Annotated in this window: 17 protein-coding genes and 1 pseudogene; 8 read left to right on the top strand and 10 right to left on the bottom strand. The window is 71.9% G+C overall.

All coding sequences use genetic code 11. From position 1 onward, the window contains the following. Positions 1 to 4: 4 nt before the first annotated feature. From AAFN69_RS25175 to AAFN69_RS25165, 3 genes are all read right to left on the bottom strand, one after another. On the bottom strand, positions 5 to 916 hold the full coding sequence (locus AAFN69_RS25175; RefSeq protein ID WP_347731011.1) for a pseudouridine-5'-phosphate glycosidase: 912 nt from the start codon (positions 914 to 916) through the stop codon (positions 5 to 7). A gap of 39 nt (positions 917 to 955) precedes the next feature. Further along, positions 956 to 2,173, bottom strand: a complete 1,218-nt coding sequence (locus AAFN69_RS25170; protein WP_347731081.1) for an MFS transporter — start codon at positions 2,171 to 2,173, stop codon at positions 956 to 958. Between the two features lie 233 nt (positions 2,174 to 2,406). Then, positions 2,407 to 2,952: a methylated-DNA--[protein]-cysteine S-methyltransferase gene (locus AAFN69_RS25165; RefSeq protein ID WP_347731010.1), complete on the bottom strand. Its 546-nt coding sequence runs from the start codon at positions 2,950 to 2,952 to the stop codon at positions 2,407 to 2,409. A gap of 555 nt (positions 2,953 to 3,507) precedes the next feature. Between AAFN69_RS25165 and AAFN69_RS25160 the strand changes: the two are divergent. The 5 genes and pseudogenes from AAFN69_RS25160 to AAFN69_RS25140 form a co-directional block, all read left to right on the top strand. Continuing rightward, a pseudogene (locus AAFN69_RS25160) lies at positions 3,508 to 4,257 on the top strand (MHYT domain-containing protein); the annotation flags it as partial. Positions 4,258 to 5,017: 760 nt separating this feature from the next. Then, complete coding sequence (gene uvrB / locus AAFN69_RS25155; RefSeq protein WP_347731009.1) at positions 5,018 to 7,141, top strand: excinuclease ABC subunit UvrB; 2,124 nt, start codon at positions 5,018 to 5,020, stop codon at positions 7,139 to 7,141. A 274-nt stretch (positions 7,142 to 7,415) separates the two neighbouring features. After that, a complete protein-coding gene (locus AAFN69_RS25150; protein ID WP_347731008.1) occupies positions 7,416 to 7,994 on the top strand; it encodes a TerD family protein in 579 nt (192 codons plus the stop codon). A 200-nt stretch (positions 7,995 to 8,194) separates the two neighbouring features. After that, a complete protein-coding gene (locus AAFN69_RS25145) occupies positions 8,195 to 10,369 on the top strand; it encodes a TerD family protein (RefSeq protein WP_347731007.1) in 2,175 nt (724 codons plus the stop codon). Between the two features lie 279 nt (positions 10,370 to 10,648). Then, a complete protein-coding gene (locus AAFN69_RS25140) occupies positions 10,649 to 11,674 on the top strand; it encodes a TerC family protein (protein WP_347731006.1) in 1,026 nt (341 codons plus the stop codon). An 88-nt stretch (positions 11,675 to 11,762) separates the two neighbouring features. Here AAFN69_RS25140 and AAFN69_RS25135 read toward each other — a convergent pair whose 3' ends face one another. From AAFN69_RS25135 to AAFN69_RS25120, 4 genes are all read right to left on the bottom strand, one after another. Further along, a complete protein-coding gene (locus tag AAFN69_RS25135; RefSeq protein ID WP_347731005.1) occupies positions 11,763 to 13,043 on the bottom strand; it encodes an ABC transporter permease in 1,281 nt (426 codons plus the stop codon). Then, a complete protein-coding gene (locus AAFN69_RS25130) occupies positions 13,040 to 13,732 on the bottom strand; it encodes an ABC transporter ATP-binding protein (RefSeq protein ID WP_347731004.1) in 693 nt (230 codons plus the stop codon). Before AAFN69_RS25130 ends, AAFN69_RS25135 begins: the two co-directional genes overlap by 4 nt. Further along, positions 13,729 to 14,775, bottom strand: coding sequence for an efflux RND transporter periplasmic adaptor subunit (locus AAFN69_RS25125; protein ID WP_347731003.1), 1,047 nt, complete (start codon positions 14,773 to 14,775; stop codon positions 13,729 to 13,731). Before AAFN69_RS25125 ends, AAFN69_RS25130 begins: the two co-directional genes overlap by 4 nt. A 266-nt stretch (positions 14,776 to 15,041) precedes the next feature. Then, complete coding sequence (locus AAFN69_RS25120; RefSeq protein ID WP_347731002.1) at positions 15,042 to 15,602, bottom strand: hypothetical protein; 561 nt, start codon at positions 15,600 to 15,602, stop codon at positions 15,042 to 15,044. A gap of 208 nt (positions 15,603 to 15,810) precedes the next feature. Here AAFN69_RS25120 and AAFN69_RS25115 point away from each other — a divergent pair, with 208 nt between their 5' ends. Both AAFN69_RS25115 and AAFN69_RS25110 read left to right on the top strand, forming a co-directional pair. Continuing rightward, the gene (locus tag AAFN69_RS25115) at positions 15,811 to 16,467 is read left to right on the top strand and encodes a response regulator transcription factor (RefSeq protein ID WP_347731001.1); all 657 of its coding nucleotides are present in this window, start codon (positions 15,811 to 15,813) and stop codon (positions 16,465 to 16,467) included. Next, complete coding sequence (locus tag AAFN69_RS25110; protein WP_347731000.1) at positions 16,464 to 17,729, top strand: HAMP domain-containing sensor histidine kinase; 1,266 nt, start codon at positions 16,464 to 16,466, stop codon at positions 17,727 to 17,729. Before AAFN69_RS25115 ends, AAFN69_RS25110 begins: the two co-directional genes overlap by 4 nt. A gap of 125 nt (positions 17,730 to 17,854) precedes the next feature. On the opposite strand, the gene AAFN69_RS25105 is transcribed toward AAFN69_RS25110, so the two are convergent. Together AAFN69_RS25105 and AAFN69_RS25100 are read right to left on the bottom strand one after the other, a co-directional pair. Continuing rightward, a complete protein-coding gene (locus tag AAFN69_RS25105; RefSeq protein ID WP_347730999.1) occupies positions 17,855 to 18,511 on the bottom strand; it encodes an MBL fold metallo-hydrolase in 657 nt (218 codons plus the stop codon). Between the two features lie 59 nt (positions 18,512 to 18,570). Continuing rightward, the gene (locus AAFN69_RS25100; RefSeq protein WP_347730998.1) at positions 18,571 to 19,260 is read right to left on the bottom strand and encodes a maleylpyruvate isomerase family mycothiol-dependent enzyme; all 690 of its coding nucleotides are present in this window, start codon (positions 19,258 to 19,260) and stop codon (positions 18,571 to 18,573) included. Positions 19,261 to 19,502: 242 nt separating this feature from the next. Here AAFN69_RS25100 and uvrA point away from each other — a divergent pair, with 242 nt between their 5' ends. After that, positions 19,503 to 22,628 carry an excinuclease ABC subunit UvrA gene (gene uvrA / locus AAFN69_RS25095; protein WP_347730997.1) on the top strand — a complete coding sequence of 1,042 codons (3,126 nt, stop codon included), beginning with the start codon at positions 19,503 to 19,505 and terminating at the stop codon, positions 22,626 to 22,628. 438 nt (positions 22,629 to 23,066) lie between these two features. On the opposite strand, the gene AAFN69_RS25090 is transcribed toward uvrA, so the two are convergent. Continuing rightward, on the bottom strand, positions 23,067 to 23,990 hold the full coding sequence (locus AAFN69_RS25090; protein WP_347730995.1) for a carbohydrate kinase: 924 nt from the start codon (positions 23,988 to 23,990) through the stop codon (positions 23,067 to 23,069). Between the last annotated feature and the right edge of the window lie 238 nt (positions 23,991 to 24,228).

Here is a 24,228-nt window from a genome sequence, read left to right as displayed (position 1 = left end):
CGGTTCACAGTGCCGCCGCGATCCGGGCGGCGAGATGTGCGTTGCCGCGCACCGCGGCGATGTTCGCCTCCAGGGACGCCCCGGCGGTCCGCCGGGTCAGGAAGTCCAGCAGAAAGGGGGTGACGGCCTGGCCGGTGATGCCCCGTTCCCGGCATTCGCCGAGTGCGTCCCGGAGCACCCGGTCGTGGAGCGCCGGATCGAGTTGCTCCGGCTCGGGGACGGGGTTGGCCACGATCAGCGCCGACTCCGGGGGACCGAGTGCCTCCCGGGCCCGCACCACGTCGGCCACCTGCCCGGGGGAGTGAACCGTCCAGTCGACCGGCTCGCCTGAAGAGGAGAGGTAGAACCCCGGAAACCACTCCGTGCCATAGCCCAGGACGCCGACGCCCAGCGTCTCCAGGCGCTGAAGGGTCGCCGGGACGTCGAGTACGGACTTGACGCCCGCACACACCACGGTGATCGCGGTCTCCGCGAGGACCCGCAGATCCGCGGACTCGTCCTGATCCCGGGTCCACTCGCGGTGCACCCCGCCGAGCCCGCCGGTCGCGAAGACCCGGATCCCGGCCCGTGCCGCGAGAAAGGCGGTCGCCGACACGGTCGTCGCCCCGCTCGCACCCGCCGCCAGCGCGGGCGCGAGATCCCGGCGGCCCAGTTTGCGCACCCCGCCCTCGCGCGCGATCCGTTCCAGCTGCGGTCGCTCCAGGCCGATGCGGATCCGGCCGTCGAGTACGGCGATGGTGGCCGGCACCGCGCCGCCGGCGCGCACCAGCTCCTCCAGCTCGGCAGCGACGGCGAGATTGCGGGGGCGCGGCAGGCCATGGGCGATGATGGTCGACTCCAGGGCCACGACCGGCCGCCGGGCGGCCAGCGCTTCCCCTACCTCGTCGGTGACGTCCGTGATGTCGGTGAGCGGCATGTCCCATCATTGGCTCGCGGACAAGCCGCCCAAACCCCGTCAGGCGAGGGCTCTGCGCACCGCCAGCGCGGCCATCGGCAACAGCAGACAGGCACCGGCGAGATTCAGCCAGCCGTACCCCGCCTGCGCCACGATCAGTCCGGCGAGCACACCGCCGATACCCGCCGAGGCGTTCATCGCCAGATCGGAGAATCCCTGCGCGGCGGCGCGAGCGGCCTGCGGCACGGCATCGGTGAGCAGCGCGGAGCCCGCCACCACACCGGCCGACCAGCCGAGCCCGAGCAGAAAGAGCCCCGCGCCGATCCGGGCATGGCTCGATCCCGCCGTGCCGGCCAGCAGCGCCGCCACCGCGAGCAGCCCCACCGCGAGACCGATCACCGTGATCCGGCCCATCCGGTCCGCCAGCCACCCCATGATCGGTGAGAAGGCGTACATCCCCGCGATATGGCCGCTGATCACCAACCCGATCAGCTCGATGTCCGCACCGTGATGGCTCAGCGCCACCGGAGTCATCGACATGATCGCCACCATCGACGTGTGCGCCCCGGCGATGGTGACCACCGCGAGCCGCGCCATCGGGGAGGCGCGCACGGCCAGGACCCCGGCTCGCAGCGAGTGCCCGCGCGGTGTCTCCGCGGCCGGGTTCAGCGCACGGGCGGTGATCAGCGGATCCGGCCGCAGCAGTGCCTGGACGACCAGGGCGGCCAGCAGAAAGACCCCGGCCGCCCAGACGAAGGCACCGGCCTCGGCGGGAATCCCGAGCCCCGCGACACTGCGTCCGGCGGGCGCCGCGATGTTCGGGCCCAGCACCGCGCCGAGCGTGGTCGCCCAGACGACCAGCGAGATCGCCTGCCCCCGCCGCTCCGGCAGGGCCAGATCGGCGGCGGCGAACCGCGCCTGGAGGTTCGCCGACGCCCCCGCTCCGAACGCCGCCATCCCGAGGAGCAGCAGCGCGAAACTCTCCATGACGGCGCCCAGAACCACCAGACCCGCACCGGCCGACCCGATCAGATAGGCCGCCACCAGACCCGGCCGGCGCCCGCGAGAGGTCATCAGAGCCGCCAGCGGCACCGAGAGCACCGCCGTACCGGCCACCACCGCGGTCGGTCCCAGACCGGAGAGCGACTCCCTGCCGCTCACCCGCTCCGCGAGGACGGCGGCCAGCGCGATCCCGATCGCGACCCCGAGTCCGCCGAGGATCTGACTGACGGCCAGGACCGCGGTGGTGCGCCGCCGCAGGGAAGCCGGAGGTTCCATGGCCGGCGGCGACGCGGACCGGTCCCCTCCGGCGGCTCCCCGGGCCGTGGCGGCGGCCCCCGGTACGGCGGCATCGGATATGTCAGGCACGTCAGGACTCATGCTCACTCGCGCAGTGTGTCAGCCGGATCCCCTGTGTCCCCCGCCACCCCCGGACTTCTGCCTGGTCAGCCCGCCGCCCGCCTGCCCGCCGCCCGCCGGCCGGCCGACGGCGGTGTCGGGCGCGGCCGAGGTCAGAACAGCGGTTCCGGCAGCACCCCCTCCAGCGCCAGCAGGCGCCGCTTGGTCTCCAGCCCGCCGCCGAAGCCGCCGAGCCCTCCGCCGGTCTCCACCACCCGGTGACAGGGCACCACCACCGGCAGCGGATTGGAGCCCATCGCCGCGCCCACGGCCTGGGCGGCCCCGGGCTGCCCGGCCCTGGCCGCCAGGTCTCCGTATCCCACGACGGTGCCGTACGGCACGGAGTCGTACAGCTCGCGCAGTACGACACGGTTGAATCCGCCCGACAGAGACCAGTCGAGCGGCAGTGCGAACCGCTTGAGCTCCCCCTTGAAGTACGCGTCGAGCCGGCTCACCGGCTCGGCGAGCAGCCCGGACGCGTCCGCCACCGGGGCGGCTCCGAGCCGGCCGGAGAGCCGGTGCAGCGCCTGGTCCCGTACGGCGTCGTCGGCGTGGAACGCCACCTGGACCAGGCCCCGGCCGGTCGCGGCGAGAAAGAGCGGTCCTATGTCCGAGTCCATGACGGTCCACTCGAAGACGGTCCACTCGAAACTGTTCATGGAATCCACGGTACGGCCGGGCACTGACAACGCCGGAGCCCGCGAACCGGCGACCCCGCGAGACGGATTATCCGGGCCAAAGGTGCGAGTCGGGCGGTTCGCGGTCGCCGGTCCGCGCACGGTCGCCGTCCCGCGCCGCCAGTCCATGATCATCGAGCGGCATTCCGGCCCCGCGGCCATGGGCTCACCGCTTCGGCGGGGAGTCCGGTCCGGCACGCCCGGCCTCCCCGCCGGTGGCCGCGCGGCACCGACTTCCCCCGCTCCCGCGGGAGTTGCGCCGGAGCCCCGCGCGCCCCCGCCGGCCGGTGCGGATCCGGGCGCCGCGGCGCGGTGCCGGCCCGGGCGGGCGGAGCGGAGTCACCACAGTCGTGTACGTGATGTGAACGGACACTCGGCGCAGATCACATGATGGTTGCTGTGCGGGCCAATCTCCGGATAAAAGTTTGCATAGCGGCGTTCGGGACATACTCTCGCCCCCTGAACACACGTTCCACCTGCGGATATGGGACCACCGCCGGGTGAGCACCACTATCACAGGAGTGAAGGACGCACGGCATGGAGGGAACTCTCGATGGCTTCAGTTATGGCTTCGTCACACCGCTAGTCGCTTTTGTCATGGCCTGCCTCGGCGGCGCTCTCGGGCTCCGCTGCACCACGCGGTCGGTCCGCAATGAGAAGTCCTTCAAGGCCGGCTGGCTCGCCCTGGGGGCGCTCTCCATCGGTACCGGCATCTGGACCATGCACTTCATCGCGATGATGGGGTTCAGCATCGCCGAGACGCCCATCACCTACGACCGGCCGATCACCTACGCCAGCCTCGCCGTCGCCATCGTCATGGTCGGCATCGGCGTCTTCATCGTCGGATACCGGGGCGCCACCCCGATGGCGCTGGCCACCGCGGGCATCATCATGGGCCTCGGTGTCGCGTCCATGCACTACCTCGGCATGGCCGGAATGCGTTTCCAGGGCCAAGCCGAGTACAGCGTCCCGATCGTCGTGCTCTCCGTGGTGATCGCCGTCGTCGCCGCGACCGCCGCGCTGTGGGCCGCGGTCTCCATCCACGGGTTCCTGATCAGCCTCGGCGCCAGTCTGGTCATGGGCATCGCGGTGACCGGAATGCATTACACCGGCATGGCCTCGGTCAGCGTCCATCTGCACGGCACCCCCGGATCTGCGGCCCTCGGCGGCGGCGGTGACTCACCCGCCTCGCTGCTGGCGCCTATGCTTCTGGGCCCCGCGCTCTTCCTGCTCGTCGCCGCGGTCGTGGTGATGTTCGACCCGCTGCTCATGGTGGGCGAGGACGATGCGCCGAGGCAGGGGCTGCTGGGCAGGCCCGCCAAGCGCCCGCCCTTGGAGCCCGGCATTCCGGCGCCCAGGGCCGAGGCGCACTCCTTCCCGGAGCGGCCGGCGGACGGCGAACAGTTCGGGCAGCAGTATGTGCGGCCGCTCGGCGCCCCCTCGTACGGACAGCCGCCGGCCCCGCACGGGAACCCTCCGCACGGCGGACAGCCGCCGGCCCCGCCGGCGGGCCCCGTGTACGGACAGCCGGGCGCCGACCGGCAGTACGCCCCGCGACAGCCGGAACAGCCTCCGCAGCCGCAGCCGCAGCCGCAGCCGCAGCCGCAGCCGCGGCCCGAGCGGCCGGGCCCCGACCAGCAGTACGGCCGGCCGCCCGTGAACTCCGCGTACGGACAGCCGGCCGGACAGCCCGGAAATCCGGCGTACGGACAGCAGGAGACCGGCGCCCGGGCGCACGGACAGCAGCCCGCTCCTCAGGGATACGGGCAGCAGCCGCCGGCCCGCCGGGACCAGGGCACGTACGACCCGCACCCCGCCGCCCGCCCGGCCGACGGCCTCCCGCGCAGGGAAACGCCCCGCTCCGACGACTGGTAGCGGGCGCTGCACGGACGCCCTCCCGTCACCCCGCCGCACGGCGCGGGACACCCGCCGCGCACCGGCCGGAATCATCCTCGGACCCATCGGGACCAGGCATGATTCCGGCCGGTCCGGGTTCCGGGACCGCGGTTCGCACCCGGTTGTCAGTGGTGGGTCGTACGGTTGAACCATGCGGCCCGTTTCCAAGATCGAACGTACGATGGCGCCTTTCGAGGTCGTCAGTCCCTTCCAGCCCAGCGGCGACCAGCCCGCGGCCATCGCCGATCTGGAGCGCCGTATCCGCGCGGGTGAGAAGGATGTCGTCCTGCTCGGCGCCACCGGCACCGGAAAGTCCGCCACCACCGCCTGGATGATCGAGAAGCTCCAGCGCCCCACCCTGGTGATGGCGCCGAACAAAACCCTCGCCGCCCAGCTCGCCAATGAGTTCCGCGAGCTGCTGCCCAACAACGCGGTGGAGTACTTCGTCTCGTACTACGACTACTACCAGCCCGAGGCGTACGTCCCCCAGTCGGACACCTACATCGAGAAGGACTCCTCGATCAACGAGGAGGTGGAGCGGCTGCGTCACTCCGCGACGAATTCCCTGCTCACCCGGCGCGATGTGATCGTGGTGGCCTCCGTCTCGTGCATCTACGGCCTGGGCACGCCGCAGGAGTACGTCGACCGCATGGTGCCGCTGCGGGTGGGCGAGGAGATCGACCGCGACCAGCTCCTCCGCCGTTTCGTCGACATCCAGTACACGCGCAATGACGTGGCGTTCTCCCGCGGCACCTTCCGGGTGCGCGGCGACACCATCGAGATCTTCCCGGTCTACGAGGAGCTCGCCGTCCGCATCGAGATGTTCGGTGACGAGATCGAGGCGCTCTCCACCCTCCACCCCCTCACCGGGGAGATCATCAGCGAGGACCAGGCGCTCCATGTCTTCCCCGCCAGCCACTACGTGGCCGGCCCCGAGCGCCTGGAGAAGGCGGTCAACGGCATCGAGGCCGAGCTGGAGCAGCGCCTCGCCGAGCTGGACAGGCAGGGCAAGCTCCTGGAGTCCCAGCGGCTGCGGATGCGGACCACCTACGACATCGAGATGATGCGCCAGATCGGCTCCTGCTCCGGTATCGAGAACTACTCGATGCACTTCGACGACCGCGAGCCCGGCTCCCCGCCCAACACCCTCCTCGACTACTTCCCCGAGGACTTCCTGCTGGTCATCGACGAGTCGCATGTCACCGTCCCGCAGATCGGCGCGATGTACGAGGGCGACGCCTCCCGGAAGCGCACCCTGGTCGACCACGGCTTCCGGCTGCCGTCCGCGCTCGACAACCGGCCGCTGAAGTGGGAGGAGTTCACCCGGCGGATCGGGCAGACGGTCTATCTCTCCGCCACCCCGGGGACCTACGAGCTCTCCCGCGGCGACGGCTTCGTGGAGCAGATCATCCGCCCCACCGGCCTGATCGACCCCGAGGTGGTCATCAAGCCGACCGAGGGCCAGATCGACGATCTCGTGCACGAGATCCGGCTGCGCACCGAGAAGGACGAGCGGGTGCTGGTCACCACGCTCACCAAGAAGATGGCCGAGGACCTCACCGACTACTTCCTCGAACTGGGCATCCAGGTCCGCTATCTGCACAGCGATGTCGACACCCTGCGCCGGGTGGAGCTGCTGCGGGAGCTGCGGGCCGGCGAGTACGACGTCCTGGTCGGCATCAACCTGCTCCGCGAGGGTCTCGACCTGCCCGAGGTGTCCCTGGTGGCGATCCTCGACGCGGACAAGGAGGGCTTCCTCCGGTCCGGGACCTCGCTGATCCAGACCATCGGCCGCGCGGCGCGCAATGTCTCCGGACAGGTCCATATGTACGCGGACAAGATCACCGCGGCGATGGAGAAGGCCATCGACGAGACCAACCGGCGCCGTGAGAAGCAGATCGCCTACAACACGGAGCGGGGCATCGACCCCCAGCCGCTCCGGAAGAAGATCAATGACATCGTCGCCACGATCGCGCGCGAGGAGGTCGACACGGAGGAGCTGCTCGGCAGCGACTACCGCAAGCCCGTGGCGGCGAAGGGCAAGGGGGCCAAGGCCCCTGTCCCGGCTCTCGGCGGCAGGCGGAAGGGCACGGGCAGGGACGAGGTGCCGACCGACCGGCCCGCCGCCGAGCTGGCCGGGATCATCGAGGAGATGACCGAGCGGATGCGGGCCGCCGCCGCCGACCTCCAGTTCGAGGTGGCCGCGCGGCTGCGGGACGAGGTCGGTGAGCTCAAGAAGGAGCTGCGGCAGATGAAGGAGGCGGGCGTTGCCTGAGCCGCGCCGGGCGCGTTCACCCGCGGGCGCGCCCCCGTACCGGCGGACGCGCCCCCGCCGGGTGGTGCGTCATCGGGCCGGGGGCGCCGCCACGCGCCCGGCCGGAAGAGGAAAGGCGAGGTGGGAGCGGGTTCCGAAGAGCCCGGGCGCCCTTGCTGTGTTGCAAGAACGACACAAAATCCGGCCAATTGTGCTGCACTGTTGACGCGACTGCGTAGGGTGCTGCGCAGCCACCCGTATGAGTGGCTGCATGCCAGGGAGAAGGGGACAGCGCGTGACGGTCAATATGACCAAGGGCCAGGCCATCAGCCTGCAGAAGAGCGATGGTGCCAGCCTCACATCGGTGCGGATGGGGCTCGGCTGGCAGGCGGCTGCCCGTCGCGGTCTCTTCGGCTCGCGCACCAAGGAGATCGATCTGGATGCCTCGGCGGTGCTCTTCGCCGACAAGCAGCCGAGGGACGTGGTGTTCTTCCAGCACCTCGTCAGCGACGACGGCTCGGTGCGGCACACCGGTGACAACCTCGTCGGCGGTGCCGGATCGGGCGGTGACGACGAGTCGATCCTCGTGGACCTGTCACGGGTTCCGGTCCACATCGATCAGATCGTCTTCACGGTCAACTCGTTCACCGGACAGACGTTCCAGGAAGTGCAGAACGCCTTCTGCCGCATCGTCGACGAGACCAATGGCCAGGAGCTGGCCCGCTACACCCTCGACGGCGGCGGCCACTACACCGCGCAGATCATGGCCAAGGTCCACCGCGTCAAGGACGGCTGGCAGATGACGGCCCTCGGCAACCCGGCCAACGGCCGGACGTTCCAGGACCTGATCCCGTCGATCCTGCCGCATCTGTAGACATCACCTGATCGTGGACAGCGCCTGTGCGGTTCCCCGTCCGCTGCCGGGGAACACACAGGAACGACGACAGCTCCCGGAGGCGACCGGCCGCCGGGAGCTGTAATGCTCGGCACACCGCGCGCCGTGCCGCGCACCGGCGGCCGGCGGGCACCGGTGGGCCGCGACACAACCGCACAGCACAGCAAGGGGGCAAGGCGATGACGGCCGAGCTGGTCCGGGGGCAGAACCATCCACTGCCCGGCAGTCGCCTGGAGATCCGGGTGTCCGTCGGCCATCCGGTCGTGGCCTGCGTCACCTGCGCCGATGAACACGGTGCCGCGTCCGGTGCCGGGCCGGCCCACCCCGGCGCACCGGCCCTGCCGGGCATCGAGGTCCCGGCGAGCGCCGGCCGCACCCCCTGCTTCACCGTCGACCTGGACGCCGTGCCGCCGGCCGTGCACCAGGTGAATCTCCTGCTCGCGCTCCCCGAGGGCCCCGCCGGACCGGCGTCCTTCGGCGCCACTGCCGCGCCGTTCCTCGCCGTCGTGGGCCCGGACGGAGCGGCGGTCGCCGACTTCACCATCACCGGCCTGGACGCCGAGACGGCGCTGGTGGCCGTCGAGCTGTACCGGCGGCAGGGCGCGTGGAAGGTGCGCGCCGTGGGGCAGGGGTACGCGGGCGGGCTCGCCCAGCTCTTCGACGACCAGGGGGTTCCGCGGGCCCGGGAGCGGGCGGCGGAGATCCGCGAGGCCACGGCTCCGGCCTCCCCGCGCACCGAACCGGCCCCGGCCACGGCCCGCCCGCGCCCCGGAGCCGCCTCCGGCGGGTACTCACCTCCGGCCACCCACCGTCCGGACCCGGCCACCACCCCGGGCCCGGACGGCACCGTTCTCCCGGACGGTGTCACCGCGCCCGGCAGCGGCACCACGCCCGGCAGCGGCACCGTCTCCGGCAGCGACACCATTCCGGACGGCATCGCCGCGTCCGGCGGCACCACGGCCCCGCACGACACCGCCGCCCCGGAGAGCCCCGTACCCACCGGTGCCGCGCAGGCCGCTCCCGTACCGCCGCCCCTGCCCGAGCCGGGACCGGGGCGGAGCGGTCCGGCCCACCGGGGCGCCGGAGCGGCGGACACGCGGGAGACGCCCGTCGCCGGCACCGCGGCGGCGCCGGGCGGACCGATCAGCTACGCCCATCCGCGCCGCCGGCCGGCGCCGCAGCCGCAGGCCGGGCCCGCCCCCGCCGCTCCCGGGGAGCCTCCCCGGCCGGTCGCGGGCGATGCCACCGGCTGGAGCATGGAGGAGCGGCTCTACAACCAGATCTGGGGCATGTTCGAGGATCTGGCGCGTACGGTCGCGGCCTACCGCAGCGCCGTGGAGTTCGCCGAATCCCGGATGGAGCAGGAGCTCGACCGGGTCCTCGCCGACCCCCGGAACCGCATCGGCGGCGCCGGTGACACGGCCCGTGAGGCCGCCCGCGTCAAGTGCGAGCAGCTGACCGCGCGGGCGCGGCAGGCGCTCGACCGGGACCTCGCCCAGCTCTCCGCCGAGTCCGAGGTGGTCGAGCCCGCCCTGCCGCCCGCCCTGGCCCGCTGGGACAACCCGGTCTGGCACGCCTACCGCGTCCCCATGGAGACCCCGATGGCGGTACGCCTCGGGGATCTCCTGCTGCCCGAGGCACCCGAGCTGCGGATTCCGTTCCTGCTAAAGCTTCCGCTCGAACGCGGGCTGTGGGTGGACAGCGGACGCTCCGGTTCCGAGGCGGCGATGCTGCTGGACGAGGCCGGGCTGCGGACGCTCGCCATGGAGTGCGCGGTCGCGCACGCGGCCCGGCTGCTCGCTGTCCATCCCCCCGGTGATTTCACCGTCCATGTCATCGACCCGGCCGGTACGGCGGCGGCGTCACTCGCCCCGCTGGCCGCGTCCGGCGTCCTTGCCGCGCCGCCCGCCGCGGGAGCCCGCGGGGTGAGCGAGACGCTCGCCGGGCTCACCCGCCGGGTGGATCTGGTGACCATGGCGGTACGCGCCGGGGCCGCCGACTCGCTGCCGCCGGATCTGGACCCCGCCGAGCAGCTGCTGATCGTCAATGACTTCCCGCACGGCTTCGACGACCGGGCCGTCACCCAGTTGCGCTATCTCGCCGACGAGGGCCCCGCCGTGGGGGTGCATCTGATGATGGTCGCGGACCGCGAGGACGCCTCGGCCTACGGGCCGGTGCTCGACCCGCTCTGGCGGTCCCTGCTGCGGGTCCCGCCGGTGCCGGATGACCATCTGGCCGATCCGTGGGTACGGCACTCCTGGACGTATCAGCCGCTCTCCGTGCCGAATGGGAGCGCGGTCCTGGGGCAGGTGCTGGACCAGGTGACCGCCGCGCGCCGGTCCTGGGGACGCTGACTCGGGGCTGCCCGGCGCCCGGGAAACATCATTCAGGTGACCGGGATCACGCTGCTGAGCTGGATATTTGAATCTCTCTTTACCAACTTCTTTACCTTTACTTGGCAACTCCGGTACGATCCTATGAGCGGAGGGGAGTATTCCCGAATGCGGCGTGCCCGTCAGTACGGATCACCATTGATCCCGGGGCGCCGGCCCGTGCGGCTAGGACCGCTCAGGTGGAAGAGACCTCCGGCAGCGACGACGCTGATCAAGTAGCCGTACGACGCCGGAGGCGCAGTGGACGTTTCATTCACCCTGTGGGTGCTGACCATTCTCGGTCTGACCGCCCTGATCGCGGTCGACTTCTTCATCGGGCGCAAGCCCCATGACGTGTCGATCAAGGAAGCCGGAATCTGGACGATCGTCTGGATCGTCCTGGCCGTTCTCTTCGGTATCGGACTGCTTGTCTTCGGCAACAGCCAGGCATCCGGGGAGTTCTTCGCCGGCTTCATCACCGAGAAGTCGCTCAGTGTCGACAATCTCTTCGTCTTCGTCCTGATCATGGCGAAGTTCTCGGTGCCCTCCCACCTTCAGCAGCGGGTGCTGCTCATCGGTGTGCTGATCGCCCTGGTTCTGCGGGCCATCTTCATCGCGGCCGGTGCGGCGATCATCGCCAACTTCTCGTGGGTCTTCTACATCTTCGGCGCGTTCCTGATCTACACCGCCTGGAAGCTCGTCCAGGAGGCGCGTGCCGGTGAGGAGGAGGACGACTTCGAGGAGAACCGCCTCCTGAAGTCCATCGAGAAGAAGTTCGGCGTCGCGGACCAGTACCACGGCACCAAGCTCTTCATCAAGAACAACGGCAAGCGCATCATGACGCCGCTGATGGTCGTCATGCTCGCCATCGGCACCACGGACGTCCTGTTCGCCCTGGACTCCATCCCGGCGATCTTCGGTCTGACGCAGGACCCGTACATCGTCTTCACGGCCAACGCGTTCGCCCTGATGGGTCTGCGTCAGCTGTACTTCCTCATCGGCGGGCTGCTCAAGAAGCTGGTTCACCTCAGCTACGGCCTCTCGGTGATCCTCGGCTTCATCGGCGTCAAGCTGGTGCTGCACGCACTGCACGAGAGCGGGGTCAACGTCCCCGAGATCTCCATCCCGTTCTCGCTGTCCGTCATCTGCGGTGTTCTGATCATCACCACGATCACCAGCCTGATCGCCTCCAAGAAGCAGGCGGAGCGCGAAGCGGCCGAGGCCGCCGCGGAGGGCGGGGGCGACGAGCCCACCACCCCGAAGGACAAGGACAGCGTCGAAGCCTGACGACAGTCCAAGGCGGGGGCGTACGGCATCAGCCGTACGCCCCCGCTTCTGTTTTCCGCTCACTCGGACGCGGCCCGGTCCCGTCCCCTCACCGGGCGGCCAGGGCCTCCGTGGGGGAGAGCCGGGAGGCCCGTACGGCCGGATAGAGGCCGGCCAGCGCGCCGATCGCGAGGGTGGCGCCGACTCCGCCCGCGAACGCCCACACCGGCACGGCCACCGGCCACCCCTGAAAGGCCGCGTAACCACCGGTGACCGCCGCCCCCAGCACCGCCCCGCCGAGCCCGCCGAGCGCCGACAGCAGCAGCGACTCGGCCAGGAACTGCGTACGGATCTGGCCCCGGGTCGCCCCCAGCGAGCGGCGCAGGCCGATCTCGGCCCGCCGCTCCAGCACCGAGATGACCATGGTGTTGGCCACCCCGACACCGCCGACCAGCAGCGCCACCGCGCCCAGCCCCAGCAGCAGGCCGGTGAAGGCCCGGCTCGCCGCCCGCTCGGCCGCGAGCGCCTCCGAGGGGCGCGAGACATCCGCCTCATTGGGGGCCTCGGGATTGGCGGTGGCACCGAGCACCGCGCGGACATCCTCCACGGCCGACTTCCCGGCGCGGGTGTAGACGGTGGTGGGATGCCCGTCGAAACCGAGCTCCTCCTCCGCCACCGGCCATCCCACCAGCGCCGCCGTGTCCAGCTCGGGCGCCAGCGGCGAGGGCTCCAGAATGCCGACGACCGTGAACCACACCCCGCCGACGAGTACCCGGGTCCGGGGCCCGGCGGCGCCGATCCCCAGCCGCTCGGCGGCCCGCGGGCCGAGCACCACCGCGGGATACCGCCCCGTGGCCGCGTTCAGCCAGGTGCCGCCGCGCAGCTCGGCGGCGATGGTGGCGCGCAGATCCGTGCGTACGGCATAGGTGGCGATGCTCCCCGTCTCGGCCTCGGGGATCCGGCCGGTGCGGTAGACCTTGGCGCCCGGCACCTTCCCGATCGCCGACACGGACTCCACCGGGCCGATCCGGCCGACCATGGCCTCGGCCTCCAGCGGCAGCCGGGCGTCGCCACCGGCCATCGTCGACCCCGGGGTGACCGTCAGCAGATTGGTGCCCAGTGCGTTGAGCGTACGGTCCAGTCCGGCGCGCGAGGAGGTGGAGATGCCGACCACCGCCACCATCGCGGAGATGCCGATCGCGATGCCCAGCGCCGAGAGAAACGCCCGGAGCGGGCGGGTACGGAGACCGACCGCGCCGACCCTGACCACATCGCCCGGCCCCAGCCGCGCCGGACGCAGCCGTTCGGGCACCCCGGAGCCGGAGCCGGAGAGCGAACCGGTGTCGGGAACGGCGACGGGGGCGGGTGCCGGCGGAGCGCCCGGGGTCATCGGAGTGCCCCCGGGTGCTCCGCACCGGCGGCCGGATGGCCGGCCACTCTGCCGTCCCGCATGCTGATCCGCCGGGGGAACGAGCCCGCGATCTCCCGGTCATGGGTGATGATCACCACGGTGGTGCCGGCCCGGTTCAGCTCGCGCAGCAGCTCCATCACCTCCGTCCCCGAACGGGAATCCAGGGCACCGGTCGGCTCGTCGGCCAGCAGCAGCGACGGTTCCCCGGCCACCGCCCGGGCGATGGCCACCCGCTGGCGCTCACCGCCCGACAGCGCATGCGGCTCATGATCGAGACGGTGGCCGAGACCCACCCGTACCAGCGCCGCCGCCGCGCGCCGCCGCCGTTCGGCCGGGCGGAGGCCGCAGTACAGCAACCCGTCCGCGACGTTCTCCAGAGCCGTGGTGCCGGAGGCCAGATGGAACTGCTGGAACACAAAGCCGATCCGGCCGGCCCGCAGCGCGGAGAGCGCGCCGTCGGTGAGCGAGCCGGTGTCGTACCCGTCGATCCGCACCCGGCCCGAGCTCGGCCGGTCCAGTGTCCCGAGCACATGGAGCATGGTCGACTTCCCCGAACCGGAGGGGCCCGTGACGGCGACGAGCTCTCCCCGCGCGATCCGCAGCGACACCCCGCCCAGCGCGGTGACCCCACCCGCGTACACCTTGGTCACATCGATCAGTTCGATCACTTCGGGATCCCCACGGTCGTGCCCTCGGAGATGCCCGCCCCGGAGACCTCCACCCGGCCGTCGGCGAAGAGACCGGTGGTGACCGGGACATACGACGACCGTGACCCGCTGACGACCTCCACCCCGAAACCGCCCTCGGCGAGCGCCAGCAGCGCGGCGACCGGCACGGTCAGCACGTTCTTCCTGACGTCGGCGGTGAAGTCCACGTTCACCGACGCCAGGGCGTACGCGTCGGCCGCCCGCCGCGCCGCCTTCCCGGTGAGGCCCACCACCACCTCGATCTCGGTCCGGGCCTCCTCCTGTTCCGTCGCCGCCCGGATGACGGTGGAGACCTCCTCGATCCGGCCCGTCACCACCGAATCGTCGGGCAGGGTGATCCCGACCGCCGCCCCCTTCCCGGCCAGCCGCTGTTCATCGGCCTCCAGGGTCACGGTGACGGCCTTCGCCGTACCGGTGTACGAGAGCACCTTGGCGCCGGGGCCGACCAGATCCCCCACCGCGGCCTTCAGCCCGTCGACACGGACCGCACCCGGCGCGAACACCACCTCGCCGGGCCGCACCACCCCGGTCCGGCTCCGGCCGATGTCCTCCTGCCACTCCCGCACGGCGGCGGCGGTCGCGGCGGTGAACTCGCTGTCCACGGTGAATCCGCCGTATCCCAGGGCGTCGAGATTGCGCTCCAGCTGCTTCACGTCCCGGCCCTTCATGCCCGACCGCAGCTCCCGGAAGGCGGGCAGCACGCCGTGGAGCAGCGTCACCGGGCGGTTGTCCACCTCGTAGAGGGGCTTGCCCCGGGTCACTCTGTCCCCGGTGGCGGGCAGATCGGTGATTGTGCCGCTCAGCCGTCCGGTCACGGTCGTCGCCGGGCCGTGGGCCAGCTCGCCCGAGGCCCGGACCACATCCTTCAGAGACTGCCGCGTCACCTCGGTGGTGTTCGGCGGCAGGGTGCCCGTGCTCTCGCCACCGGACGGATCCGGATCGCCGCCCAGACCGAGTGTCGCCGCCGCGACGGCTCCGCCGGCCGCCAGAACGGCGAGTGCCACAACGGTGTTCCGGCCACGCCGGCGCCGGTGACGCGGACCGGCCGCCCTTCCCTCAGGGCCGCTGTCCTGTGCCGCAACCGCCGTCGCCGCTGTTGCCGTTGGGGCGGAAGTCACGGATGGCGCGCCGGCCTCGTCCGTACGCGCGTATCGCGCCTGTCCCATGGCCGGATCCTGTGGGCCGCCGTCCCCGCCGTGCGCGTCCCCGGCCGGTGTCCGCCGGCCGGCCGGACCACGGTCCCCCGGCTGTTCCGCGGTGGTTCCCGCCCTCACGGCCGCTTCCCTTCCGTCCGGGCGCCGCCGAGCAGGCCGTGGCACTTCTCCTCGGCCTTCTCGAAGTCGGGATCCCCCGTCGGCGGTTTCTCCGCGCGGACGGCGCCGCTGCCCGGATCCGGGTCGGGAAACTCCGCGACTCCGTTCTCCCGCATGCACACGGCGAACTTCCGCATCGCCGAGTCGTCGCCGCCCTCGCGCGGACCGGACCTCGAACCTCCCCGGGGCTGAAACTCACGGCAGGCCTTCATCGCCTTGTCCAGTACGGCGGTGTCCTCGCCCTGCTTCCGGCTGACCATGACGCGGCCGTCCACCGGGTCCTCCATCGGGACACCGTTCTTCCGCATGCACCGCGCGAACTTCAGCCCCTGTTCCTCCGGGCTCAGCTCGGCGCCCGCCTCGCCGCCCTTCCCCGCCGAGCCGCCACCGGCTCCCGCGGTGGCCGCGGAAGCCACCTCGTTCCTGTCCCCGCCGTCCGATCCGCAACCGGACAGTGTCACCGCCAGTACCAGCGCCACCGGCAGTGCCGCCATGGCGGTACGGGTGCGTACGCGCATCGCTCGTCTCCTCCAGCCGCGGCCGGAGGCTTCCGGCCGCACGGAAGCGATGGAACGCCCCGCGCCGTTTCCCCCCGGTTTCCGGTGTCCGGCGGCTGTCGTACTAACGGCGAGGAAACACCGCCGGCCCCACCATGGGCGGTGACCGAGGGGCACCAGCGCACCGAGCGGCGGGCGGTGGTGCCGGAAGCGAGCGGGGGAGCGACAGGTGCGTGTACTGGTGGTCGAGGACGAGCCGATGCTCGCCGACGCCGTCGCGGAGTGGCTGCGCGGTGAGGCACACGCCGTCGACATCGTCCACGACGGCGCGGCGGCACTGGAGCGCGCCGCGGTCAACGACTACGACGTGATCGTCCTGGACCGGGATCTGCCGGCCGTCCACGGCGACGAGGTGTGCGCGCGGCTCTCCGCCTCCGGCGCGCTGGTCCGGATCCTGATGCTCACCGCCGCCGCCGAGGTCGCCGACCGGGTCGGCGGACTCGGCCTCGGCGCCGACGACTACCTCACCAAACCGTTCGCCTTCCCCGAACTCGCCGCCCGGGTCCAGGCACTCGGGCGGCGCTCCCGGCCCGCGGTGCCGCCGGTGCTGCGCCGGGCGGGCATCACCCTGGACCCGGCCCGCCGCGAGGTCTTCCGCGACGGCCGCTATGTCCCGCTGTCCCGGAAGGAGTTCGCCGTCCTGACCGAACTGCTCCGCGCCGACGGAGCCGCCGTCTCCGCCGAACAGTTACTGGAGAAGGCGTGGGACGAACACGCCGACCCCTTCACCGGAGCGGTCCGGCTCGCCGTGCTCAAGCTCCGGCGCAAGCTCGGCGGTCCGCCCGTGGTCGAGACCGTCACGGGAGCGGGGTACCGGATCTCATGACCGCCACCCGGCCGGGGCCCCGGCGGCTCGTACCGCGCGCCGTGCCCCTGCGCACCCGGCTCACCCTCATCTACGGCGGGCTCTTCATGGCGGCCGGGGTGGTGCTGCTCGGAGTGACCTACGCCCTCTTCAACAAGGAGCTCAGCGGAGGTGATCTGAAGGTCGTCGGACAGACCGCGGCCATCGTCGAACCGGTGCCCCGGGGATCCGCCGATCCCTCCGTCCGTCTGCCGCCAGGGCCCTCGGCCCGGCCCGAGGCACCGCCGCCGGGCGTCTCCCCGGGCACCGCGCAGCTGTTGAAACAGCAGCGCGGGGAGCTGCGCGAGGCGGCCACCACCTCGATGCTCGCCCAGGGCAGTCTGGTGCTGCTGGTGGTCGGCAGCGCCGCCGCGGGGTTCGGCTGGCTGGTCGCGGGGCGGGTGCTGGCCCCGCTGCACCGGGTGACCGAGACCGCCCGGCGGATCGCCGCCGCCCCGGCGGCGGGGCGGGGGCTCCATGAACGGATCGCGCTGAGCGGGCCCGATGACGAGGTCAAGGTGCTGGCCGACACCTTCGACACCATGATCGAACGGCTGGACCGTTCCTTCGACGGACAGCGGCGCTTCGTCGCCAACGCCTCGCACGAGCTGCGCACTCCGCTGACCCTCGGCCGTGCGCTGGTGGAGGTGGCCATGCACCGGACGTCGGCCTCGGAGGACGTCAGACAGCTCGGCGAGAATCTGCTGGAGATCAACACCCGGCACGAGCGGCTGATCACCGGACTGCTGCTGCTCGCCGATTCCGAGAACGAGATCACCGAACGGCTCCCGGTCGATCTGGCCGATGTGGTCGACCATGTGGCGGCCCGGACCGGGCCGGAGGCGGAACGGCTGGGCATCACCCTCCACCCTGAACCGGCCGAGGCCTGCACCTCGGGCGACGCCCTGCTGCTGGAGCGCCTGGTGCACAACCTGATCGAGAACGGGGTCCGGCACAACACCGGCCGGGGCGGCTCGCTGTGGGCCGTCAGCCGTACCCGCGCGGACGGCTGGGCCGAGGTGGAGGTGAGCAACACCGGTCCCGTGGTGCCGCCCTACGACATTCCGGCGCTCTTCGAGCCCTTCCGGCGGCTGGGCGCGGACCGGCTGGTCAGCGCCAAGGGCGCGGGGCTCGGGCTGTCCATCGTGCGCGCGGTGGCCCGGGCACACGGCGGTACGGTCACCGCGCGCCCGCGCCCGGGCGGCGGCCTGGTGGTGACGGCGACCCTGCCGCCTCCCGGCTGACCGGCTCCCTCCCGGGCCGGGCTCTTCCGGACCGGGGCGGCGCGCGACGGGGTCCGGTCCGGGGCACGGAGGGCGCGGCGGTCATGGGGAGTGCGGCGCGGTCACCGGAGGCTGCGGCGCGGCCGTCACCAGCCCCGCTCCCGCCACTCCGGCAGCTTCGGCCGCTCGGTGCCCAGAGTGGTGTCCTTCCCGTGCCCCGGATAGATCCAGCTCTCGTCCGGCAGGGCGTCGAAGAGCTTGGTCTCGACATCCCGGAGCAGCGAGGCGAACGCCTCCGGATCCTTGCGGGTGTTGCCGATCCCGCCCGGGAAGAGGCAGTCCCCGGTGAACACATGGGGATGGCCGTGCGGATCGTCGAAGACCAGCACGATCGACCCCGGGGTGTGGCCCACGAGGCGGCGCGCGGTCAGCTCGACCCGGCCGACCCGGATGGTGTCGCCGTCCTCGACCGGGACCTCGGTGGGCACGGGGATGCCCTCCGCGTCATGGGCCCCGGCATGGGTGCGCGCGCCGGTGGCGGCGACCACCTCGGCGAGTGCCTGCCAGTGATCCGCGTGGCGGTGGGTGGTGACCACGGAGGCGATGGAATCGTCCCCGATCAGGCTGAGCAGGGTCGGCGCGTCATGGGCGGCGTCGATCAGCAGCTGCTCACCGGTGGCCCGGCAGCGCAGCAGATAGCTGTTGTTGTCCATCGGCCCGACCGAGACCTTGGAGATCATCAGATCCGCCAGCTCGTGCACATCGGCGGGACCGCCCCGCTCCACGACTCCGGTGTACGTCATGTGCCGACCCTAGCGCCGCGCACTGACAACAGGGGTCGCCCCGGGCCGGACACCATGGCTCACAGGGGCGGCAGTGCGGGCAGAGCGCCCCCCACGACCGTCAGCGCGGAACCGTCGCGGCGGCCGGCCAGCCAGCCCATCAGCTCGGGCGCGGCGCCCTCGGCCGACACCGTGGCGCCGCCCGCGCCGCCGCCGGTGTTCCAGATGTGCCCGTCGGCCGTCCGCAGCCCGACCGGCACCACCGCCGGGTGCCCGGCGAACCGGTCCACCAGGAAGTCGATCTCCCGCAGCACGAACTCCTCCGGCAGATCCTCCAGCTCCCGGCCGATGTCCAGATCCACATGGTGGATCTCCACCTCGACGAGTCTGCGGAAGGGCACCCGGGCCGCCTTGTCCACCACGCCGTTGCGGAGCTCCACGGTGCGTGACCAGTCGGCGGGGAGCGACGCCACCGCGTGGAAGCTCTCGGCGCTCTCGCGCAGATCGGCGAGGTGCGCATCGAGCGGCCGGTGCGCGTCCCGCTCGATGTCGGCCTCGCGCGCCGTCGCGCTCTCGTACATCGGGAGTCCCCGGAGAACATTCACGATCGCGTCGGCGTTACGGGAGAGGTGGGCCAGCACATGCCCCCGGGTCCAGCCCGGGAGCCGTGACGGCCCGGCGAGGCCCGCCGCGTCCAGTGCGGCGGCGGCGCTGAGCAGCCGGTCGGTGGCTTTGCGTACGGATTCCAGGTCATCCAGGGGATCGATCATGGGGCCGACGATAGCCCCGCCACTCGTTCGGGTGAAGGAGGTGGATGCCGACCGTAAATCGAATGTACGTGCTATAGCCTGAAGCGAGGCATCCTTGGATGCCGGGCACCCATCGCCGTACGGCACTCTCCGAATGCCGGCGTCACCGATCCGGTGGCCCCCGTAGGCTGGAACGGTCTGGGAAAAGGGGGCCGAGCCCCCGCTTCTCTCTCCAGACCTCTCAAGAAAGGTGCGGACCCGGCGTGGCCGACCGTCTCATCGTCCGTGGCGCTCGCGAGCACAATCTCAAGAACGTCTCGCTCGACCTCCCCCGTGACTCCCTCATCGTCTTCACGGGGCTCTCCGGGTCGGGCAAGTCCTCGCTCGCCTTCGACACGATCTTCGCCGAGGGCCAGCGCCGTTACGTCGAATCGCTGTCGTCCTACGCCCGCCAGTTCCTGGGGCAGATGGACAAGCCGGATGTCGACTTCATCGAGGGCCTCTCCCCGGCCGTCTCGATCGACCAGAAGTCCACCTCCCGCAACCCCCGCTCCACGGTCGGCACGATCACCGAGGTGTACGACTACCTCCGGCTCCTCTTCGCCCGGATCGGCAAGCCGCACTGCCCCGAGTGCAGCCGCCCGATCTCCCGGCAGTCGCCGCAGGCCATCGTCGACAGGGTTCTGGAGCTGCCCGAGGGGAGCCGCTTCCAGGTGCTCTCACCCCTGGTGCGGGAGCGCAAGGGAGAGTTCGTCGACCTCTTCGCCGACCTCCAGACCAAGGGATACAGCCGGGCCCGGGTCGACGGGCAGACGATCCAGCTCGCCGAGCCGCCGGCGCTCAAGAAGCAGGAGAAGCACACCATCGAGGTGGTCATCGACCGCCTCACCGTCAAGGACAGCGCCAAGCGGCGGCTGACCGACTCCGTCGAGACGGCCCTCGGTCTCTCCGGCGGCATGGTCGTGCTCGACTTCGTGGATCTCCCCGAGGACGATCCCGAGCGCGAGCGGATGTACTCCGAGCATCTGTACTGCCCGTACGACGATCTCTCCTTCGAGGAGCTGGAGCCCCGCTCCTTCTCCTTCAACTCCCCCTTCGGCGCCTGCCCCGACTGCACCGGCATCGGCACCCGGATGGAGGTGGACCCCGAGCTGATCGTCCCCGACGAGGAGAAGTCGCTCGACGAGGGCGCCATCCACCCGTGGTCCCACGGCCACACCAAGGAGTACTTCGGCAGGCTGATCGGGGGCCTCTCCCAGGCGCTCGGCTTCTCCACCGACATGCCCTGGGCCGGGCTGCCCCAGCGCGCCCGCAAGGCCCTGCTGCACGGCCACAAGACCCAGGTCGAGGTCCGCTACCGCAACCGCTACGGCAGGGAGCGGGCCTACACCACTCCCGCGTTCGAGGGCGCCGTGCAGTTCGTGAAGCGGCGGCACCAGGAGGCCGAGAGCGACTCCAGCAGGGAGCGCTTCGAGGGCTATATGCGCGAGGTGCCGTGTCCCACCTGCCGGGGCACCCGGCTGAAGCCGATCGTCCTCGCGGTCACGGTCATGGAGAAGTCCATCGCCGAGGTCGCCGCGATGTCGATCAGCGACTGCGCGGACTTCCTCGGCCGGCTGAAGCTGAACGCCCGCGACAAGAAGATCGCCGAGCGGGTGCTCAAGGAGGTCAATGAGCGGCTGCGGTTCCTGGTCGACGTCGGCCTGGACTATCTCTCCCTCAACCGCGCGGCCGGCACCCTCTCCGGCGGTGAGGCCCAGCGCATCCGCCTCGCCACCCAGATCGGCTCCGGCCTGGTCGGAGTGCTCTATGTGCTGGACGAGCCGTCCATCGGGCTGCACCAGCGCGACAACCACCGGCTGATCGAGACCCTCGTCCGCCTCCGTGACATGGGCAACACCCTGATCGTGGTCGAGCACGACGAGGACACCATCAAGGTCGCCGACTGGGTGGTCGACATCGGCCCCGGCGCCGGGGAGCACGGCGGCAAGGTCGTCCACTCCGGCCCCCTGAAGGAACTGCTCGCCAACAAGGAGTCGATGACCGGCCAGTATCTCGCCGGAAAACGGTCCATCCCGACCCCGGACATCCGGCGCCCCGCCGACCCCGGGCGGAGGCTCACCGTCCACGGCGCCCGGGAGAACAACCTGCGGGACATCGACGTCTCCTTCCCGCTCGGTGTTCTCACCGCCGTCACCGGTGTCTCCGGTTCCGGCAAGTCGACGCTGGTCAACGACATCCTCTACACCCACCTCGCCCGTGAGCTGAACGGCGCGAAGTCGGTGCCCGGCCGGCACACCCGGGTCGACGGCGACGATCTGGTCGACAAGGTCGTCCATGTCGACCAGTCGCCGATCGGGCGCACGCCCCGATCGAATCCGGCCACCTACACCGGTGTCTTCGACCATGTCCGCAGGCTCTTCGCGGAGACGATGGAGGCGAAGGTCCGCGGCTATCTGCCCGGCCGCTTCTCCTTCAACGTCAAGGGCGGACGGTGCGAGAACTGCTCCGGTGACGGCACCATCAAGATCGAGATGAACTTCCTGCCGGACGTCTACGTCCCGTGCGAGGTCTGCCACGGCGCCCGCTACAACCGGGAGACCCTGGAGGTCCACTACAAGGGCAAGTCCATCGCCGAGGTGCTGGACATGCCGATCGAGGAGGCCCTGGACTTCTTCGAGGCCGTTCCGACGATCGCCCGTCACCTCAGGACGCTGAACGAGGTCGGTCTCGGCTATGTGCGCCTCGGCCAGTCGGCACCCACCCTCTCCGGCGGTGAGGCCCAGCGGGTGAAGCTCGCCAGCGAGCTCCAGAAGCGATCGACCGGCCGCACGGTCTATGTGCTGGACGAGCCGACCACGGGTCTGCACTTCGAGGACATCAGCAAGCTGATCAAGGTGCTCTCCGGACTGGTCGACAAGGGCAACACGGTCATCGTCATCGAGCACAACCTCGATGTGATCAAGACCGCCGACTGGGTCGTCGACATGGGTCCGGAAGGCGGCAGCGGCGGCGGTCTGGTGATCGCGGAGGGCACCCCGGAGCAGGTCGCCGGGGAGTCCGCCAGCCATACCGGAAAGTTCCTGCGGGACATTCTGGACTCCGAGCGGATCAGCGACGCCGCGGCGCCCGCGCGGGGCCGGACGGCCGCGCGCAAGACCGCGGCGAGGAAAACCGCGGCGAAGAAGACCGCGGCGGTGAACAACACGCCGGCACCCGCGGCGAAGAAGGCGGCGGCGAAGAAGACCGGCGCGAGGACCACCGCGGCGGCGCCGGCCGAGAAGACCGCCGCCAAGAAGGCCGCGGTGAAGAAGACCGCGGCCCGGAAGACGGTGGCGGCGAAGAGCACCACCCGGAAGACGGCCACCGCACGCGTCCGCGGAGCCTGACACCACCGGCACCCACCGGGCCCGGCCCATCGGGCACGGCTTCAGGGGCGCCCCGGGACACACCGTCCCGGGGCGCCCCTCGCCGCTATCACCGCGCGTTCACCCGCCCGCCTCACGCCGCCGGACGGTCACCACCCCGGCCCCCGGCCCGGGCCGCCGCCCGGTTGCTCCACCGGTCGGGCTGTCGTCCGGCAGGGCAGCCGGTCGCCGGTCACCGGGCGAGACCGCCCGCGCCGCATGCCGCCGGACGGTCACCGGGCAGAGCCGCCCGCCCCGGCCGAGCGCTCGTTCGGCCGTGCAGTCCGGTCCTCCCGGTCCTCCGCGCGTCCTGCGGTCCAGGCCGCCCCCGCCGCCCCGCGCCGCCCGCGCCGTCCTGCCGGCCTTCGGTCCGGTCCTCCACGTCGGCCGTCCGCCCCCGCCGTCCGTCCCCGCCGTCCGTCAGGCCAGCTCGGCGGCGAAGGGGGGCTCCGCGCCCCGACGGGAGCAGGTGATCGCGGCGGCCCGGGCGGCGAAGCCCAGAATCTCGCGCCAGGACCGCTCGTCCAGCCCGTCCAGGGCCTCCGCCGACAGCGCGTCCCGGGCGGCCAGCGCATGCAGCAGCGCCGCGTTCACCGTGTCGCCCGCGCCGATCGTGTCCGCCACCGTCACCGGGACCGCCGGTACGGAGACCTCCGCGCCGCCCCGGGTCCGTACCGTCAGCCCCGCCCCGCCGCGCGTCAGCACCACGGCCGCCGGTCCCGCGCCGCCGGCCCCGGGAACACCCCCCAGCCACCGCGCGTCCTCCTCCGAGAGCTTCAGCAGCGACACATCCGGCAGCCAGCCGCCGAACCGCTCCCGGTGGGCGTCCGCGTCCGGGATCACCCCCGGCCTGATGTTGGGGTCGAGCAGGATGAACCGCCCCAGCCCGGCCTCCCGGCGCAGCAGCGCCTCATACGCGCTCGCCCCCGGCTCCAGCACCAGCGAACAGGTGCCGAACGCCACCGCCCGCACCCCGTCCGGCAGGGCCGGCGGCAGCTCGAACAGCCGGTCGGCGGTGCCCCGCGCGTAGAAGCCGTACCCGGCCGAACCGTCGCCGCCGATCGCGGCCACCGCCAGCGTCGTCGGCTCCGGACCGCGCGCCACCAGCGAGATGTCCACCCCGGCCGCGCGCAGCCCGGCCAGCAGCGCCGTCCCGAAACCGTCCGTCGACACCCGGGAGCAGAAGGCGGCCGGCGAACCGAGCCGCCCCAGCGCGAGGGCGGTGTTGTACGGGCCCCCGCCGGGCCGGGGCAGCAGCGCCGGCAGCGGCTCCCCCTCTCCCGGGGGCTTTCCCTCTCCCAGCGGAACCAGGTCGATCAACGACTCTCCGGCGGCGACGATCACCGGCCGAACGTAACCCATCGGCGCCGCGCGCGGGAGGGAGCCCGGCCGCCGCGCGAACGGCACCCGTCGGTATTGTCGGCTCTGTCGCCAACCCGGCTCTGTTGCCAACCGGCCCTGTCGCCGCATCCGGCTCCGGCGGCAGCGGCCCGGCCCCGGTCACGATCCGGAATCCGGCCCGCACACCCAGTGCACCCGTACACCGCGCGCGGCCGACCACCGCGCACCGACCAGTGGAGTC

This window comes from Streptomyces sp. CAU 1734, from assembly GCF_039888735.1.
Classification (GTDB): domain Bacteria; phylum Actinomycetota; class Actinomycetes; order Streptomycetales; family Streptomycetaceae; genus Streptomyces.
This window is presented reverse-complemented; position numbering and strand designations above follow the sequence as displayed.

Bases quoted from the DNA above. Each gene is read 5' to 3' on its own strand.
- AAFN69_RS25175 (WP_347731011.1), bottom strand. From the start codon at position 916: ATGCCGCTCACCGACATCACGGACGTCACCGACGAGGTAGGGGAAGCG.
- AAFN69_RS25170 (WP_347731081.1), bottom strand. From the start codon at position 2,173: ATGGAACCTCCGGCTTCCCTGCGGCGGCGCACCACCGCGGTCCTGGCC.
- AAFN69_RS25165 (WP_347731010.1), bottom strand. From the start codon at position 2,952: ATGAACAGTTTCGAGTGGACCGTCTTCGAGTGGACCGTCATGGACTCG.
- uvrB (WP_347731009.1), top strand. From the start codon at position 5,018: ATGCGGCCCGTTTCCAAGATCGAACGTACGATGGCGCCTTTCGAGGTC.
- AAFN69_RS25145 (WP_347731007.1), top strand. From the start codon at position 8,195: ATGACGGCCGAGCTGGTCCGGGGGCAGAACCATCCACTGCCCGGCAGT.
- AAFN69_RS25135 (WP_347731005.1), bottom strand. From the start codon at position 13,043: ATGACCCCGGGCGCTCCGCCGGCACCCGCCCCCGTCGCCGTTCCCGAC.
- AAFN69_RS25120 (WP_347731002.1), bottom strand. From the start codon at position 15,602: ATGCGCGTACGCACCCGTACCGCCATGGCGGCACTGCCGGTGGCGCTG.
- AAFN69_RS25110 (WP_347731000.1), top strand. From the start codon at position 16,464: ATGACCGCCACCCGGCCGGGGCCCCGGCGGCTCGTACCGCGCGCCGTG.
- AAFN69_RS25105 (WP_347730999.1), bottom strand. From the start codon at position 18,511: ATGACGTACACCGGAGTCGTGGAGCGGGGCGGTCCCGCCGATGTGCAC.
- AAFN69_RS25100 (WP_347730998.1), bottom strand. From the start codon at position 19,260: ATGATCGATCCCCTGGATGACCTGGAATCCGTACGCAAAGCCACCGAC.